The sequence below is a fragment of the Solibacillus sp. FSL W8-0372 genome (assembly GCF_037969735.1).
Lineage (GTDB): Bacteria > Bacillota > Bacilli > Bacillales_A > Planococcaceae > Solibacillus > Solibacillus faecavium.
This window is the reverse complement of sequence record NZ_CP150204.1, coordinates 1,797,071-1,812,759: the sequence shown is the minus strand read 5'-3', so window position 1 is coordinate 1,812,759 and position 15,689 is coordinate 1,797,071. Positions and strand designations below refer to the sequence as shown.

At 34.9% G+C, this 15,689-nt stretch carries 18 protein-coding genes; 15 read left to right on the top strand and 3 right to left on the bottom strand.

Going from position 1 to position 15,689, the window contains the following annotated elements; genetic code table 11:
- Positions 1–8: 8 nt before the first annotated feature.
- The 3 genes from MKY13_RS08920 to MKY13_RS08910 are packed head-to-tail and all read left to right on the top strand — an operon-like array spanning position 9 to position 2,465.
- Positions 9–476, top strand: a complete 468-nt coding sequence (locus MKY13_RS08920; protein ID WP_191698993.1) for a TRAP transporter small permease — start codon at positions 9–11, stop codon at positions 474–476.
- Positions 476–1,744 carry a TRAP transporter large permease gene (locus MKY13_RS08915; protein ID WP_339216611.1) on the top strand — a complete coding sequence of 423 codons (1,269 nt, stop codon included), beginning with the start codon at positions 476–478 and terminating at the stop codon, positions 1,742–1,744. The genes MKY13_RS08920 and MKY13_RS08915 overlap by 1 nt, the downstream gene beginning before the upstream one ends.
- 16 nt (positions 1,745–1,760) lie before the next feature.
- Positions 1,761–2,465, top strand: a complete 705-nt coding sequence (locus tag MKY13_RS08910; protein ID WP_191698995.1) for a FadR/GntR family transcriptional regulator — start codon at positions 1,761–1,763, stop codon at positions 2,463–2,465.
- A 67-nt stretch (positions 2,466–2,532) separates the two neighbouring features.
- On the opposite strand, the gene MKY13_RS08905 is transcribed toward MKY13_RS08910, so the two are convergent.
- Positions 2,533–3,333 (bottom strand): enoyl-CoA hydratase/isomerase family protein, encoded by an 801-nt coding sequence (locus MKY13_RS08905; protein WP_191698996.1) that lies wholly within the window; start codon positions 3,331–3,333, stop codon positions 2,533–2,535.
- 170 nt (positions 3,334–3,503) lie between these two features.
- Here MKY13_RS08905 and MKY13_RS08900 point away from each other — a divergent pair, with 170 nt between their 5' ends.
- Both MKY13_RS08900 and MKY13_RS08895 read left to right on the top strand, forming a co-directional pair.
- Complete coding sequence (locus tag MKY13_RS08900) at positions 3,504–4,367, top strand: tyrosine-type recombinase/integrase (RefSeq protein WP_339216608.1); 864 nt, start codon at positions 3,504–3,506, stop codon at positions 4,365–4,367.
- Positions 4,368–4,427: 60 nt separating this feature from the next.
- Positions 4,428–4,832, top strand: coding sequence for a hypothetical protein (locus tag MKY13_RS08895; RefSeq protein ID WP_339216606.1), 405 nt, complete (start codon positions 4,428–4,430; stop codon positions 4,830–4,832).
- Between the two features lie 193 nt (positions 4,833–5,025).
- Here MKY13_RS08895 and MKY13_RS08890 read toward each other — a convergent pair whose 3' ends face one another.
- The gene (locus tag MKY13_RS08890) at positions 5,026–6,438 is read right to left on the bottom strand and encodes a sugar phosphate isomerase (protein ID WP_339216604.1); all 1,413 of its coding nucleotides are present in this window, start codon (positions 6,436–6,438) and stop codon (positions 5,026–5,028) included.
- Between the two features lie 275 nt (positions 6,439–6,713).
- Between MKY13_RS08890 and MKY13_RS08885 the strand changes: the two genes are divergently transcribed.
- The 3 genes from MKY13_RS08885 to MKY13_RS08875 all read left to right on the top strand — a co-directional run bounded on the left by MKY13_RS08885 (position 6,714) and on the right by MKY13_RS08875 (position 10,050).
- Positions 6,714–7,655, top strand: a complete 942-nt coding sequence (locus MKY13_RS08885; protein ID WP_339216602.1) for a tyrosine recombinase XerC — start codon at positions 6,714–6,716, stop codon at positions 7,653–7,655.
- 148 nt (positions 7,656–7,803) lie between these two features.
- Positions 7,804–7,956: a transcriptional regulator gene (locus MKY13_RS08880; protein ID WP_339216600.1), complete on the top strand. Its 153-nt coding sequence runs from the start codon at positions 7,804–7,806 to the stop codon at positions 7,954–7,956.
- Between the two features lie 393 nt (positions 7,957–8,349).
- Complete coding sequence (locus MKY13_RS08875; RefSeq protein ID WP_339216598.1) at positions 8,350–10,050, top strand: EAL domain-containing protein; 1,701 nt, start codon at positions 8,350–8,352, stop codon at positions 10,048–10,050.
- Between the two features lie 317 nt (positions 10,051–10,367).
- Here MKY13_RS08875 and MKY13_RS08870 read toward each other — a convergent pair whose 3' ends face one another.
- A complete protein-coding gene (locus MKY13_RS08870) occupies positions 10,368–11,744 on the bottom strand; it encodes a nucleoside-diphosphate sugar epimerase (RefSeq protein ID WP_339216596.1) in 1,377 nt (458 codons plus the stop codon).
- Positions 11,745–12,242: 498 nt separating this feature from the next.
- On the opposite strand from MKY13_RS08870, the gene MKY13_RS08865 reads away from it, so the two are divergent.
- The 7 genes from MKY13_RS08865 (at position 12,243) to MKY13_RS08835 (ending at position 15,682) form a co-directional block, all read left to right on the top strand.
- Positions 12,243–12,617, top strand: coding sequence for an rRNA methyltransferase (locus MKY13_RS08865; RefSeq protein ID WP_339216594.1), 375 nt, complete (start codon positions 12,243–12,245; stop codon positions 12,615–12,617).
- 223 nt (positions 12,618–12,840) lie between these two features.
- Complete coding sequence (locus MKY13_RS08860; protein WP_339216592.1) at positions 12,841–13,380, top strand: ATP-dependent exonuclease; 540 nt, start codon at positions 12,841–12,843, stop codon at positions 13,378–13,380.
- 183 nt (positions 13,381–13,563) lie between these two features.
- Positions 13,564–13,920, top strand: coding sequence for a DUF4260 domain-containing protein (locus tag MKY13_RS08855; protein WP_339216590.1), 357 nt, complete (start codon positions 13,564–13,566; stop codon positions 13,918–13,920).
- A gap of 12 nt (positions 13,921–13,932) precedes the next feature.
- Positions 13,933–14,421: an NUDIX domain-containing protein gene (locus MKY13_RS08850; protein ID WP_339216588.1), complete on the top strand. Its 489-nt coding sequence runs from the start codon at positions 13,933–13,935 to the stop codon at positions 14,419–14,421.
- Positions 14,422–14,466: 45 nt separating this feature from the next.
- Complete coding sequence (locus MKY13_RS08845) at positions 14,467–14,805, top strand: hypothetical protein (protein ID WP_339216586.1); 339 nt, start codon at positions 14,467–14,469, stop codon at positions 14,803–14,805.
- Positions 14,806–14,853: 48 nt separating this feature from the next.
- Positions 14,854–15,339 (top strand): hypothetical protein, encoded by a 486-nt coding sequence (locus MKY13_RS08840; protein WP_339216585.1) that lies wholly within the window; start codon positions 14,854–14,856, stop codon positions 15,337–15,339.
- A 22-nt stretch (positions 15,340–15,361) separates the two neighbouring features.
- Positions 15,362–15,682 carry a histidine kinase gene (locus MKY13_RS08835; protein ID WP_339216584.1) on the top strand — a complete coding sequence of 107 codons (321 nt, stop codon included), beginning with the start codon at positions 15,362–15,364 and terminating at the stop codon, positions 15,680–15,682.
- Positions 15,683–15,689 lie beyond the last annotated feature (7 nt).

The following is a 15,689-nucleotide window of genomic DNA, read 5'->3' as shown; positions in this document are numbered from 1 at the left end:
GAAAGACAATGGTGAAATTAGTAGAAGGGGTAAATAAAGTAGTACATGGTATTTTAATTGCCTTGATGGTTGTACTTGTTATTTCGGTATTTTGTCAAATTACGTTCCGCTTTTTTGACTATTCTATTGCCTGGACAGAAGAACTATCACGGTATTCTATGATTTGGATGACATTTTTAGGTGCGGCCTATGCAGTAGCAGCCCGTGCGCATATTGGCATGGAATTATTAGTTGACCGTATGGAAGGCCTTATCAAGAAAGTTTTTATCGTACTAAGCGCAGCAGTATGTCTTGTGTTTTTTGTTCTCATGGTCGTTAAGGGCTTGGAACTGTCAATGCGTGTGATGGATCAGCCTTCAGCTGTATTGCAAATACCGATGGGAATCGTCTATTCAGTCATTCCTATTAGTGGGCTAATTCTAGTGATGAATTTGTTCTATATCACGACAAAACAACTGAAAGGAGAGCTATCTTAATGGCAGATATTATTCTTTTCATTGTATTGCTCGTATTAATTTTCATCAATGTTCCAATTGCCATTGCGCTAGCGATGGCAGCAACAACGTTTTTCGTTATTCAAAGTGAAATGCCCATTGTAGCAATTTTCCAACGTATGTTTAACTCGATAGACTCCTTTCCATTACTGGCAGTTCCTTTTTTCCTGCTTGCTGGAAAGTTAATGGAGTCTGGCGGGATTTCCCGTAGATTAATTCATTTAGCAGAAGTAATGCTCGGCCGTGTACGCGGTGGATTGGCATTAGTATCAATTATTTCATGTGCCTTTTTCGCAGCATTATCTGGCTCAGCTGCGGCGACAACAGCGGCGGTTGGTGCTATTATGATTCCGGCTATGGTGAAAAAAGGCTATGATAAAAACTTCTCGACTGCCATTCAGGCTGCAGGAGGTACAATCGGAGTGATTATCCCTCCAAGTGTCCCACTTGTATTATTCGGTGTCACAGCAAGTGTTTCGATTAGTGATCTTTTTTTAGCAGGTATTATTCCCGGTATATTTGTAACGTTTGCCTTACTTTTACTTGTTTATATCGTTTCAATATTTCAAGGGTATGGTGGCGGAGAGAAATATAATTTCAAAGAATTTTTCTTAGCTTTAAAGGATTCTTTTTTAGCTCTAATGATGCCTGTTATTATTTTAGGCGGTATTTACAGTGGGTTTTTTACCGCTACAGAAGCGGCTTTAGTTGCGGTAGTATACGGATTAATCGTTGGTGTATTTATTTACCGTGAAATTACTTTAAAAGATTTGTATCACATATTTTCATCAGCAACTGTCATGAGTGCCTCCATACTATTTATCATTGCTGGCGCATCAGTATTCGCCTATTACTTAACGCGCGAACGCATTCCGATGCAAATTACAGAAGCTTTATTAAGTGTGACGGACAACTGGATTTTTGCATTGCTTATCATTAATTTCATCTTACTGATTGTCGGAACATTTATGGAAACAGCGGCCGCTATTTTAATTTTAACACCAATATTAGCGCCTGTTGCGACTGCACTTGGAATTGACCTTGTTCATTTTGGAATTATAATGATCGTAAATTTAGCAATTGGATACATAACACCACCAGTTGGGTTAAACTTATTCGTAGCCAATAAAATAGCTGGAACGAAACTTGAAGGTGTAATGCGTGCGATTATACCATTTCTACTTGTCATGATCATTTGTGTATTACTCATCTCATTCGTTCCAGCAATTAGTTTATTTTTAGTGAAATAGTGAAGGTGTGAATCCGGTGACTTCAACAAACAAACAAAAGGTTTATGAAATCATATTCCAAAAAATACAACAGGAAATTGCTGACGGTCATTTAAAGGTTGGGGATAAATTGCCTCCTGAACGGGACCTCGCCACGCTCTATAGCGTAAGTCGCACCTCGATACGAGAGGCACTACGGTTATTAGAAGTCAGTGATGTAGTGGAAATCCGACAAGGTGATGGGACATTTATTAAAAATATTTCCCTTCATCAAGTACAAGACCAATTATCAAATGTACTATTAAAAACAGATAAAGTCGTTTTATACGAGATGCTTGAATTAAGGCTGATTCTGGAATCTCAATGTGCGGCACTTGCTGCATTACGTGCTGACGGACATGATCTTGAAAAAATTGCCCAATCAGTTGAAGCGATGAAGACAGCAGATGATCATGAAGAAGCTGGGATACAGGCAGACTTGGATTTCCATATGGCAATTGCAAAATCGACACATAATAGCGTACTTGAACAGCTAATTGCGTCATTGGAACCGCATATGCAAAATACGATTGAAGCAACGCGCAAACATCGATTATCATCAAAAGCAAATATTACGCGTACATTTGATGAGCATAAAGCAATCTATTTGGCCATTAGCCGAGGTGAAAGCGAAAAAGCGAAAACACTTATGGAAGACCATATTCGGACAATTCGTGAAGAAATCTCAGAATTATCATTTTAAAAATTTCATGACTAAATAATGAAGAACGCCGCAAATTTTAAAATCTAATTTGCGGCGTTTTACTATTTTATTTACGTTGTTGTCTAGTAAAAGCAGGTTGACGTTTTTCAACAAAGGCGCGTACACCTTCAGGGAAATCAACTTGAGAAACGAACGGTGAAGACCCTTCCCATAGAGCTGGTGATGAATCGATACACTCTTTCACAGAACGCTTTACAGCAAGAAGTGAATCGGGTGACATTCCGGCCACTAATTTTCCCATGCGAATGGCAAAGCGATTCAAATCCTTTTCGGCCACTAAATAATTCAACATGCCAGCTTTATATGCCTCGTCTGCTTTATACATACGGCCAGTAAATACGAAATCCTTCGTTGCAGAAGGTCCGACTAAATCAACTAAACGCTTAGCAAATTTATTGTTTAATGTAATACCAAGCTTTCCAACGGGAATCCCCATCTTCGCTTTATCCGAACCAATGCGGATGTCACATGCAAGTGCAAGCTCTAACCCAGCACCCATTGCCGGTCCATTAATAACACCGATAACAGGCAGTGGCAAATTTTCAATTGTAGAAATTGTTTTTTCCATATGTACAAAAGCTTCTTCCGCTTTTTCCAAGGAAATTGAATTGAATTCTTTAATATCAGAACCCGCAGTAAAATTCTCTCCAGAACCGCGTAATAGCAACACTTTATTTTTCGGATTTTCCAAAGTCTTTAGTGCAATGTTTGCTAATTGATCCCACATATTAGCAGTTAACGCATTTTTGAGCTGTGGTCGGTGAATTGTAATAATGGCAATTCCAGCTGTCTCCTGATAAATAATTTTTGCTTCTTCTGCTTCAAGCCTTGTCGTACGCACTTGCATAAATATCCCCCTTAAATCTTTTATACCAATTATTATAGACGATTATTAAATCATTAACATTTAATTAAGAATTTTCAAGAAAAACAATGATATGTTAAGCAAATCTATACTCTTATCATGTTAAATCTATTTAATAGAATGGTACAATATGGGTGAAGGGAGCGATGTTTATGTATGACACATATGTGAAAGCTTTCGAAACCTATTTAATGTCACTCAACAAATCGTTTTATACGAAAAAACAATATACGTTGGATGCGAAGCAGTTTGCTGAAATGACTCAGCATACCGAACACATAAATGAAGCATTGAAACTTTATTCAAAGGAAATTCAGGAAACCTATCAAAAGGTGAATACAATAAACCGGAAATTCGCGGCAATTCGTCAATTTTTAACTTTTTTACAATTAAGAGGTGTTATAACTGCGTATAATGAAGAATCGATTCAACCTTTAGCAAAGCTAGATACAGAGCTTGACGTTTTAAAAGAAAAGCAGTTTAAACGGGCACTATCCTATTGGCCCTATCAATATGACATCGCACAAAACGCTGAACATGAATGGCTGGCATTAAGAAATGCGGCAATTGTTTTCACGGTAGCTGAGCTTGGCATCAAACCAGCAGAATTAGTCCGTATGGAATGGAAGCATATTCATAAACAATCGAAAGAGGTCATTGTCCTTGCTTCCAAAAGTTTCAGGTCATTGCCTATTTCTTCAAGACTGCTGGAATTACTGGATGACTATAAAAAATTGACCGAACAATTTATGCCCCTCACTGAATATTCACCATATGTCTGGCTTGGAGTAGGAAACAAGATGGGGGAGCCATTGACAGTAAAAACGATTGAAAGAATTTTTAAATCGATGTCTCAGCAAATGGACTATAAAGTAACAGCGACAAATTTAAGATATTACGCCATCCAAAAGGAATTAGACCATCAACACGATACAGAATCGTTATTTGGACAATTTGGTTATGCGAGAAAAGGGGTTTTAGTCGAACGTGAGCAACGTTTCCCCAAAAAGAATTGAAACTTATGCTACAATAGCAAATAGAGAAAAAGAGAGAAAATGATAATAGGGGGAAAGGCGTTGGCTATTTCGATGATGGAAGCTTATACAATTGAACTATTAAAAGCACATCCATACACATATGAACAAGTGAGACAGTATCTTGAAAATAATCAAGTACACATTTTAACTAACGATTACAATATGGACTTGGAACCAATCGTGACGTTGTTAAAAGAAGACTCAAATGTTCTGGAACAGGCATTTGAAGGGAATTATCAAGTGAAGTTTATGACGATTAATGGATTGAAAAATTTGCTGCGTATGCGTTTTGAAATTACAGAGGATCAGTATGAGCTGTTAGAAGCAGGGAATGGCTTGGCGCAAATAAATGTTTCAGCAGAGACGGAACAGAAAATCCGTGAAATGTTATCATCAAACTGGAAAGTAGAGCGTATCGGTGAAACGATTACGCTGTTCGTATAAATAAATGGAATGGTTTACTATTATCTTATTTATCGGGGCGTTCCTGCTTTTTATCAAACTATTTAAAGGCGTACTGAAACTAGCTTTGTTTTTAATTATAGCCTTTTTCTTGTATCGTTTTTTTATGATGTAGCAATAAAAAGATGGGATAGAGTAGCGTCTTTATGACTGTTACTTTATCCCATCTTTTAATTTACCGCTGTCGTTTTCTTTGTAGTTTTCCGTAGATGCTCGTTGTAAAGTTGAACAGCTGATTGATGATTAGAGCTGCCATTGTGAATAACCCCAGCATAGCTAGTATTAATGCTATCCATTCAAATAATGTGAAGCCTACTATATCAGACAGTTGGATAGGCTCTCCTAACATTTCAATGACTAAGTTCATGCCATATATACCGGAAATCATACTGAAAATTGTTAAAATAAAAATTAACTTGTTTAATCTATCAGCTGATCGATCTTCCTGAATACGATAAAGTTCCTCCAGCGTTTCCTTTGTTTCATGGTACAGCCCGTCTATACGAAACACTTTCCGGAAATAATTCGATATTTCCTTTCCTTCCGTACGTACCGATACTTCGGTAAAATAATACCGGGAAGCAAACTTTGTTATTTGTTCTATTAGTTCCTCCACAATATCTTTATCCTTCGAAAATTTCAATTCACTATGCTCAAATATTAACTTCAATAGCATGAGCTTATAAAAATAATGAATAAGCAAAGTATAATAGGAAATCGAATGGAAACTGCCGAGATATTTCTTCATACTTTCATTATCGACATTTGTTAATTGGATGTGGCCTTGAAGTGTTGTGATTGTATAAAATCTTGGTGCCCAGCGTTGGTAAGTATGCTCATCAATAAAACGCTTTATATATTCCTCATTCGTACTAGATATATACGGATCTCCATTACTATCACGCCCATTCAGCTGACCGGCACGGTATAGTAGAAATTCATCGATTTTTGTATCTTCGTCAAATTGAAAAAATGCGCTTACATACATACGTTCATCTTCAAAAAATGGTATTTTGCTAATATTTTTATGAATTGCCGAATAATCAACAAAAAACTTTTCTAAAAAAGGGGCAATCTTCTTAAATATCAATTCCTCCGTGTTTTCAAACGTAAAATCTTCATAATGAATCGTAGCGCCCATTTCTTCATCAATTTTCGGCTGTAGTACGCGAAAATAGTGTCCAAATGATATCGCTGCATTAATATCTATTTCCTCTTCCAATTCTATTCTTAAAGCTGCAATTCCAATGCCGAATGGACAGAGGTTAATGTCAGCACTCAACAAAGTAAAAGGAATTTCATCAAATTGTGTGACCATCACGCCTTGCTCCTGAATCTTTTTCGAGTAGCGGTTAAAGTGGAGATGAGAAACGTCATCATTTAATAACTTTTCTTCTACGAACGGGTAATAAAATTGCTTTAATAATTGGTGAGAAATTTCGACATCTGTTCCATAAAGATCATTTTCATAATCCATTTTAAAATGATAAAAATGATGTTGCTTCAATAATTGCTCAAATTTTTCAAAATGATATTGACGATAGTTAAATGGATAATAAAAGACGTAATGGGTTTTTTGCGTATTCATCGTTTCACCTCCTAGACTTTATATTCCCAATATCTAAAAAATACTAACCAAAAACCTAGTTTTCAAAAACGCTCTCAGACGATTTGAGATGGACAACTATCCACAACGATATATTTCACTTCGTCTGAGAGCGAAATTACAAACTAGGAACATTTGTTCTGTTTTTGGGCGTAAATCCGGCAAAATAGATGTATTTATCCAATAATGTTCCCAAATACATATTTGGGAACATTATTTGTGCTATAATTATAGCGAAGAGAGGATGAATACGGGAAATGGCAATACCTAAATTTTTGCGAGATTTTTTAATTTACTTAACGACCATTACGGGCAAGTCCCCAAGAACCCGTAAAGAATATGAATATGAACTAGTTTTATTTATGCGCTTTTTAAAAGCAATTGAACACGATATACAATTGGATTTAATACATACGATCGATATTTCAGATGTAACGATAGAAATGATGAAGGAAGTTTCTTTGGAAGATTTATATTTATTTATGGAGTATTGTGAAGTTCAGCGTGGAAATTCTTCTGCAGCCCGCGCTCGTAAAGTTGCGACATTAAAAACCTTTTTCAAATATTTAAAAGGAAAGCGCCGGCTTATTGATGAAAATCCTGCCGAACAACTAGAAACACCTAAAATAGGTAAAAGATCGCCGGTTTATTTAAATTATAATGAAGCAAAGGATTTTATCGGGGCGGTTCATGCGCAGTCGTATAGTGCACGCGATGAATGTATGATGGTATTTTTCTTGAATCTGGGGTTACGGGTTTCAGAGTTATGTTCTCTAAATTTAGATTCGATTCATGACCGTAAGCTAACCGTGATTGGTAAAGGGAACAAAGAGCGCCATGTATACTTAAATGATGCCTGCATGAAAGCGCTCGAAAAATATTTACTCGAACGCAATACATATAAAGGTGATGGGAAAGAGCCGTTATTCGTTTCACAAAAGGGAACTCGGTTTGCCAGACAATCCATTGCCCGGATCGTTAAAGCCATTAATGCAAACAGCGATTCACCAAAAGACCGCTTAACACCACATAAGCTACGGCATACTTCTGCCACAATGATGTATAAAGCAGGTGCAGATATACGAAGCCTTCAGCACATATTGGGACACTCCAGTGTTGCAACAACTCAAATTTATACCCATATAGAAGATGAGCAAATACAAGAAGTACTAAAAAACAATCCTTTCAATAATTTATAAATAATTATATTATGTAAACTAAACTACAAAATCATTTTTGTAGTTTTTTATTTGCTTAAATTCAGAAAATTCGTTGACATTCACAACAGAACTGTTATATAGTTAATTCATAAAATAATAGCTGTTATAGTACAAAGGAGGATAAATTATGATTTATTATGAACAAGGTTATTCCGTATATGTAGAAAAGTGTGAACAGTTTGGGCTTGAGCCAGTAAATTTCCGTTATTTTGTAAATCAGCTTTCACCACAGCAATTACTTGCGTATAACAATTACGCAATTCAACAGGAGATGAGATAATATCATACAACCAGCATTGAACCAACTTTACCTTCCATTTGTAAAGCATTCACTCATCACCACAGATGAGAAAATCAACATACAACAATTTCATAGCTCCCAATAAATCAGTCTATACATATATAGATTGGTTTATTTTTTGTATTATTATTTCAATATAAATATATTTATCTATTAAATGAAATAGATTTTCATTACTATAGTATCAACAAAAATCTTTTAATGAGATTGTTTTTAGACTATGTAATTATGATAAAATTGTGAATTATGCGTAATTAACTATTTTTAAAATGTCTACGTTTACATAAAAAGTTAGCTAAATATAGTATTTAGATTTATAATTTTATCAATAGAAAATATAGTTATTCTAACGAACAGAATGGAGAGGTTTCTATGCATGGAGCATCGGACTCTAAAGCACTAACTTCGATTGATTTTACATATGAACAACTTGTTGATTTAAAAGCTGCATTGGATAAGACAGCAATTGTAGCTGTAACGGATCAGCGGGGTATTATACAGAAGGTTAACGATCAGTTTTGCGAGATTTCCAAATATTCTCGAGAGGAATTAATTGGAGAAGATCATCGTATTTTAAATTCAGGTTTCCATGCAAAATCTTTTTTCAAAGAAATGTGGCGAACAATAGGAAATGGTGATACTTGGCAAGGCGAGGTATGTAATCGTGCAAAAGATGGATCATTATATTGGGTAAAAACTACGATTGTTCCTTTTTTGGGGGAGAACGGAAAACCTGAACGATATATTTCCATTCGTACAGACATTACCGCACAAAAAAATATTAAAAAGATTGCCCATATTGCCTATCATGATGATTTAACAGGATTACCTAATCGTCGCAGTCTATCTAAACGAATCGAACATGAAATTTCAACTAGTCTGCGTCATAATAAAGAATTTGCTGTATGTTTTTTTGATGTTAATCGTTTTAAAAACATAAATGATAGTTTAGGACACAAAATCGGGGATATGTTTTTAAAAGAATTAGCAAGACGTTTAACAGAAATCGATATCCAGTCCAATTCATTTTATCGAATGAACGGCGATGAGTTTGTATATATATTAGAAGACGTTACATTAGTGCATGAAATGGCAGCTAAAATATTGGATGTATTTAAAGACAGTTTCGTCTTAGAGGATTACGAATTTTATGCAAGCGTAAGTTTAGGCATCAGTATTTATCCTGAACATGGGGAAAGTGCTGCAAAATTACTCAAAACTGCAGACATTGCGATGTATGCGGCAAAAGCTAAAAAGGGAAACAGTTATATCGTCTATAAAAAAGAAATGCCCAATACGAATGATCAGTTTTTAGTATTGGAAACAAAATTGCATAAAGCATTGAGAGAAAATAAATTTGCTCTGCAGTATGATCCCATCTACCATTTACATAAAAATAATATTATCGGAGCCGAAGTGATGGTCCAATGGATTGATGAAGAAATTGGCGTGATGAATCAGGAAGAAATCTTACCTTTTGCTTCACAATGCGGATTAATCACACAAATCGATCATTGGGTATTGCGAAATGCAATTATGCAACTTGCTGAATTTAAGCCGTTTGTAGATGACAACTTTAAAATTGCCATCAATCTGTCAATTGAGACAATAAAAGAATCGAATTTCATTAATGATTTAACAACGATGCTGGAACAGTTAAGTCTTGCACCGCATCATTTAGAAATTGAAATATCTGAGCTCGGAATGCTCGATAAAGATATCCATCTCATTGATAAAATTAACAAACTGCATGATAAAGGGATTACCATTTCAATAGATGATTTCGGTACAGGTTATTCGTCTTTAAACTATTTAAGAGAAATTCCCATTAATACATTAAAAATCGATCACTCATTCACTCACGAATTAAATTTAGTACCGGCAAATGCGAAAATGGTAGCTGCCATTATTTCATTAGCAAATGCCCTGGAATTAGAAGTGGTAGCTAATAATATTGAAAATGGGGAAGATTTGGCGATTTTAAAGGAGCTCAACTGTCAATATGGGCAAGGTCTTTATTTTAATCAGCCTTTAACCCTCAAGGACTTTTCAAAACAAATTCAAAATGTATAGCAATAATACGGGGTTGGGACAAAAAGAAAACTATCTATTTTTTCAAAGAAAAAATAGATAGTTTTCTGCTTCTGTGAGAATTGATTTCCGTTACGGGGACGCTTTCCGGGGGCACGGCCTGAGCCTGTAGTCTCAGGCGTCGGTGCTCCTGCGGTTACTCGTCGCAAAATAAATTTTGCTGTTCCCCCAGGAGTCGCCCCTTCACTCCAATCAATTCATATAATATCAATTTCTTATTAAAAGTATTTCCCTATTACATAGAAATTTCTACTTACGTCGAAGCCTCTAATTATATATTTCACACCAAATACGTTATTCTAATAGTCAATTAAATAGTTTTCAATCCGCAAAAATTCCTCTTCATCGATACAATCCATATATTTGTACAATAAATCAATATCAACTTTAATATCATCTTTATGCGTTAAATAAAACTGCTCGGTTAAATGACAAATAATTAAAGGGACCGCTTTTTGATGGTTAAAACGGTGTAAATACGTTGATAAGAATTCGACATTAACTGCGATATCTGTATTAAGTCCGAGAGCGTCAAAATCAACATATTGTATATGGGCAGTTAAAAACTGCTCATTTAAATGTACATTATATTGGCAAATATATGACCAATCCAGCTCATTTTTATATTTGTTTAACCAATGGAGTTCGGCAATAGCCATAAATAATTGCTTTTGCTGTGGATTATAGGCCATTAACTTCTTATCCATTTCCGCGTTTGTTAAACGTTTATCCCCGTAGGAATTATACTGCTGGCTCACTAGCGAAGGAATACCTTTTACTAGATGTTCACTGCCAGACCACTTATACGGTCCACGGTCATATTCGAAATACTGTAAATCCATATCTGGAATCTCATCAGCCTCCGGAAGATAAACGACATCATAGGAGCTGTAAAAAGCATTACTTTCAATAAAATCATCTAATTGATCGACAAAATCAGGATGAATGCGCTTTTTATTTTCCATTAAAGTTGTAATTAAATATCGTTTAAATGACATCGTAAGCCTTGCAAGTACTGGTTTATTATATTGAAGTGCTTCCAAATCCACTTCCGGTAAATAATCAATTACAAATTGCTCGGATAACAACGCATTACTATAGCAAACATACGAAAACGGTAAGTATTGCAAGTAAGCTGTCAGTTTTGAAGGATGCTTTTGCACCGCTAATCGGCACCATTCTAAATAGGATTCCACAAACGTCCGGTTATAAGGCAGCTCTTCATAAAGTGTTTCATCATGCGATTCGATTTTTTTAATTACTGCAATATCGTTAAAATCCGCGACTGAAAAATCAGACGGAAAATTAATAGACTCGAAAGCATCTTTAACATGTAAGAGCTTTTTAGGCTTTGTGGATACAAAGCTGTAAGTTCCGATTGCTCCGCGCTCTTCCAATAATAAATAGGCAAGTTCCTGGCGCTCTTCACGAGTTAAATTACTGTCTTTCGGGAATTTCACCGCTGCAAAATATTGTGCTTTTGCTAAATCATAAAAAAACTTATAGTCGCCTTCTTTTGTATATAGTTCTTCGGATTGATTTTGCTGCCAGTAGAGGAGGGCCCCATTAATTGGATTTCGGTTTGAAAACGTAATATTAGCAATAGAAAATATATTTTGTGCCAATGCATCATCATATAGTACTTTCATAAATTCTATTTTCTTAATTTTAATCATTATAAGACACCTCCGTTCCTACATTATATACTTGAAACATAAAAAAATTGAAAGAAAAAGTGTTATAAAGAGGTTTAATTATTATTGGAGGTGGTATATTACTAGTAAGTAAAGTTGCGATCATTAAGAAGAGTAAATAATTAACCACTAGTTTAGAGTTAGATAATTATGATTTCTATTAACTTCGTTGTATGCGTTTTTTAGTAATATTTAAAGAAGTGTTACAGGCAATTAATGGACCAAATGCTTTAACGAAGATTCTCGAAAGATGCCAACCAAATTAGGCGAGCGAAATGCATACACGAATTGAGATATACCATTGAAAATTTCAGCTCACACGTAGTATTTAATGTTAAACTATCGTAAGAAAACCTTCAAACTAAATATGCATTACCGATCGCAACTTTACGTTTTACACTCCTTATCCCATAAGGAGTGTTTTATTTTGTTGGACATCGGATATAATGATAATATCTATATTTTGATAGGAGAATGACAATGTGGAAGCTACATAACGGTAAGCTCATTCAAACAACAGATGAAACAAGAGTACGCTACAAAACACGTATAAGCGCGGAAATTTTAAATAACTTAAAGCAATTGGCCGAAAGATACGATACCCACATTGGATATTTACTCGAAAATGGCTATAGCAATTTAATAGAAGCGGGAACTGTTGTATTCAATAAACAGAACCGTCCGAAAGACCGGACTGAATTTCGAACGACATGTGATAAAGAATTGCTTGAGAGCCTAAAAAACTTTGCCAAAGATCATGAACTCAATTTAAATGATGTCATAGAGGCAAGCGTTGCTTATATCAACTTCGAGGACGTAAAGCATTCACATTGGAGATACCGCGTCGAAATTTAATCCTGTAATACAAGAACAAAACCAGTGTCAATCTTATTTGACACTGGTTTTTTGTTTAAAATAGGAGGATAAAACACTCACGCCTCTATATTTATTGAAAATATTGAAAAATTTTACAATTTATTTTATAATTATTTCATACCATTGTTGTGATTGTGTGACCTTTAGCTCTCACAGTCTTATAGACTATGGAAAATCAGTAAAATTTTATAGGGGGAAGACCATGTTAAAAAAATATTCACCAAGATTAATTTTTGCATTGATGGCGATTACTTGTATAATTATTTCACCACTTTTTGCTATCTTTGTACCGATGACAGTTCCAGACTTATTTTTAACAGATCGCTCAAACTTTTATATATATTCATTTAAAACGAATGTAATGGTTATTTTGGCTGGTTTTGCGATTTTAGCTACAGGCTTTGCTATTCTTAGCTGGAAGCGTCAAACAATCACATACATTATAAGTTTTGGAGTTTTGATTTTAGGATTTGTTACATTATATAGTTCAACAGAAACATATACAGCTATTAACGAAAATGTTGTGTATAAAAAACAATTAATCGGTTCGCAGAAAATGGAATGGGATGTAATCGATAAAGTTGCACTAGAATACGTACCGGGAGCGATTGGCAACTATAAGTTTACCGATAAATCGGGTAACGAGCTGATCGTTAAAGAAGATAAAGAAATGGCATCGATTTTCATTTATCAAATGGCCAACAAGAAAAATGTCCCTTATGATGAGTATGAGAAGAAATAGAAGAACATTGGCTTGTGGAGTAGTTCAGAAAGCCAGCATAAAATTAGCTAATTAAATAAGTAAAAAAAGTTTAGCCTTTGTTGATGCTAAACTTTTTTACTTTTAAATTGATTATCTATACTCAATACAACCATAGTCATTATTGAGGAGAATGATTGTTTACACTACTAATTCTAAGGGAGGATGGCGTATTTGAATAAATTTATTTTGCAAGTGGAGGGGTTTGCTGTTTTTACTTTAAGCGTTTATTTTTACTTCCATCTGCAATTTAGTTGGGGCATTTTTCTAATTTTATTGTTAGCTCCAGACATTTCAGCACTTGGTTACATAAAAAACGTTCAGGTTGGTTCCATACTGTATAATTTATTTCATACATACTCGATCCCATTAATATTAACGATCTGCGGATTGTTACTACATAGCGATCGTATTATAATGATTTGCCTAATTTGGATAGCCCATATCGGAATGGATAGAATGTTTGGTCTTGGATTAAAATATCCAACTAAATTTCAAGATACTCATCTTAATCGTATTTGAGGAGGTTTTTAAATGAAGACAGTTTATGTTAACTGGGGTGGAAATAAAGTGAAGCTTACATGGATTCCTGGAATGGAAATAAATCAATCTATTAAAGTAACAAGTGTACATTCCATTTGTATAAAGGATGACAATATCTTATTAGTAGATATTAAACACAGAGGTTTTAATTTTCCAGGGGGGCACTTGGAAGCGGGAGAAAAAATAGAAGAAGCTATTTTGCGAGAAACGTATGAAGAAGGGTATGTGAACGGAAAAATTCAATACATAGGTTCAATTGAAGTGAGTCATGAAGAAAATCCATCATTTAATCCAAATGGAAAATACCCTATGATCGGTTATCAAGCTTTTTATAGAATGGACGTAAATGAATGTTTCCCATTTTTCCGTGAACACGAATCAAATACGCGCATATGGGTTAAACCAACTGAGGTGCCTTTTGTTATTAATGACCATGAACTTACAAAACTAATTTTAGAGGATGCGATAACATTACTTTGATTCATAATTAGTGATGGGAAACAAGTAAAAGGAGAGATTTCACCTATGCAATATTGTGGAAGTCATAAATTAAAAAAACTAAGAGTGCAGGCAGATATTAGTGCTGATCCATTATGGTGTGACCGATGTCTTACAAATTTAGATATAGATGATTTTTCATTATCAAAAGGATTAAAGCAGGATCTGCAGGAATGGATCTATGACTATGGTAAATGGATTGACTGGGAAAACGACGGTATTGTGCCAAGTGGCGTTATGCTGGAGCAACAGCATAATGATCGTGGTACTGAACTAACGAAAAAAGTGAAGCAGGCGCTAGAAGGACAATATGAAGTAGTGTTTTTTCCATCTACATTTGCGAAAACATTAGTAGGAGAACTTTAAGTGTTAAAAAAGAGTGAATGGCTTTTTGAACATAAAAGGGGGATACATTTGAAAAAATTCAGAGGAAAACGCCGCTACTTTCGTAATATGTGGTCGAAAATAGATAGGTATGATTTAGACCTTGAAGAAGACATGTGGTTCGCCTATACGCATCACCATTTAGATTTTTATGGGTATGGGAAAGATAGTGGGAAACAAAGAAGGGAGCATATTAAAGGGCATTTAGCGCTGTTGGACCGTGTGCTTGAACAGTTGGAATCGTTTCAGAAACCTTATCAAGCATGGATTACGTTAAACGATACATACCCAGAATATGACGCTGTATATATACATTCACCAAATCCCTATGATCCCTTTCCATATCAACCTGAACATCTGCACTTAACAACCGACCTTCCCAATGCTTATCGAGATTTAATTGACCTAACGAAATATAATGTGGCTTTTAGTAAAATGAACGAGCAAGTATGTTATGTACTCCAAGTAAAAGAGAAAGGTCTAGCTGTTATGTTAAACAAGAACGAGCGTACATAGCAGCCATAATTGGGAGGAGGGTATGAAAAAAATAATTTTATTGAATGTCCTATTTTGCATATTAGTTATTTTTATTAGTAACTATTATTTTAATTCAAAATCCAAAGAAGCAGTCGCATACTTCTATGCAGAAAATAATATTGAAACTAATTACGATATAAATAAAGAAAATTTGGAACCAAAAGAAATCAACTATCGCTTTGGAATGGGGCTTTTTGAAATAGAAATTATTGATGTAGCAACCGAAACGCTATATTTCTTTGAAGTAGATATAACGGACGATTTCACTTTATATTATATAAAAGACCTTACTGATCTTTACAATAGAAATTTGAACGATTAGGAGAAAT

Excerpts from the sequence above, each read along its gene's own strand:
- MKY13_RS08920 (WP_191698993.1), top strand. The coding sequence starts at position 9 with ATGGTGAAATTAGTAGAAGGGGTAAATAAAGTAGTACATGGTATTTTA.
- MKY13_RS08915 (WP_339216611.1), top strand. The coding sequence starts at position 476 with ATGGCAGATATTATTCTTTTCATTGTATTGCTCGTATTAATTTTCATC.
- MKY13_RS08905 (WP_191698996.1), bottom strand. The coding sequence starts at position 3,333 with ATGCAAGTGCGTACGACAAGGCTTGAAGCAGAAGAAGCAAAAATTATT.
- MKY13_RS08900 (WP_339216608.1), top strand. The coding sequence starts at position 3,504 with ATGTATGACACATATGTGAAAGCTTTCGAAACCTATTTAATGTCACTC.
- MKY13_RS08890 (WP_339216604.1), bottom strand. The coding sequence starts at position 6,438 with ATGAATACGCAAAAAACCCATTACGTCTTTTATTATCCATTTAACTAT.
- MKY13_RS08885 (WP_339216602.1), top strand. The coding sequence starts at position 6,714 with ATGGCAATACCTAAATTTTTGCGAGATTTTTTAATTTACTTAACGACC.
- MKY13_RS08880 (WP_339216600.1), top strand. The coding sequence starts at position 7,804 with ATGATTTATTATGAACAAGGTTATTCCGTATATGTAGAAAAGTGTGAA.
- MKY13_RS08875 (WP_339216598.1), top strand. The coding sequence starts at position 8,350 with ATGCATGGAGCATCGGACTCTAAAGCACTAACTTCGATTGATTTTACA.
- MKY13_RS08870 (WP_339216596.1), bottom strand. The coding sequence starts at position 11,744 with ATGATTAAAATTAAGAAAATAGAATTTATGAAAGTACTATATGATGAT.
- MKY13_RS08865 (WP_339216594.1), top strand. The coding sequence starts at position 12,243 with ATGTGGAAGCTACATAACGGTAAGCTCATTCAAACAACAGATGAAACA.
- MKY13_RS08860 (WP_339216592.1), top strand. The coding sequence starts at position 12,841 with ATGTTAAAAAAATATTCACCAAGATTAATTTTTGCATTGATGGCGATT.
- MKY13_RS08855 (WP_339216590.1), top strand. The coding sequence starts at position 13,564 with ATGGCGTATTTGAATAAATTTATTTTGCAAGTGGAGGGGTTTGCTGTT.
- MKY13_RS08850 (WP_339216588.1), top strand. The coding sequence starts at position 13,933 with ATGAAGACAGTTTATGTTAACTGGGGTGGAAATAAAGTGAAGCTTACA.
- MKY13_RS08845 (WP_339216586.1), top strand. The coding sequence starts at position 14,467 with ATGCAATATTGTGGAAGTCATAAATTAAAAAAACTAAGAGTGCAGGCA.
- MKY13_RS08835 (WP_339216584.1), top strand. The coding sequence starts at position 15,362 with ATGAAAAAAATAATTTTATTGAATGTCCTATTTTGCATATTAGTTATT.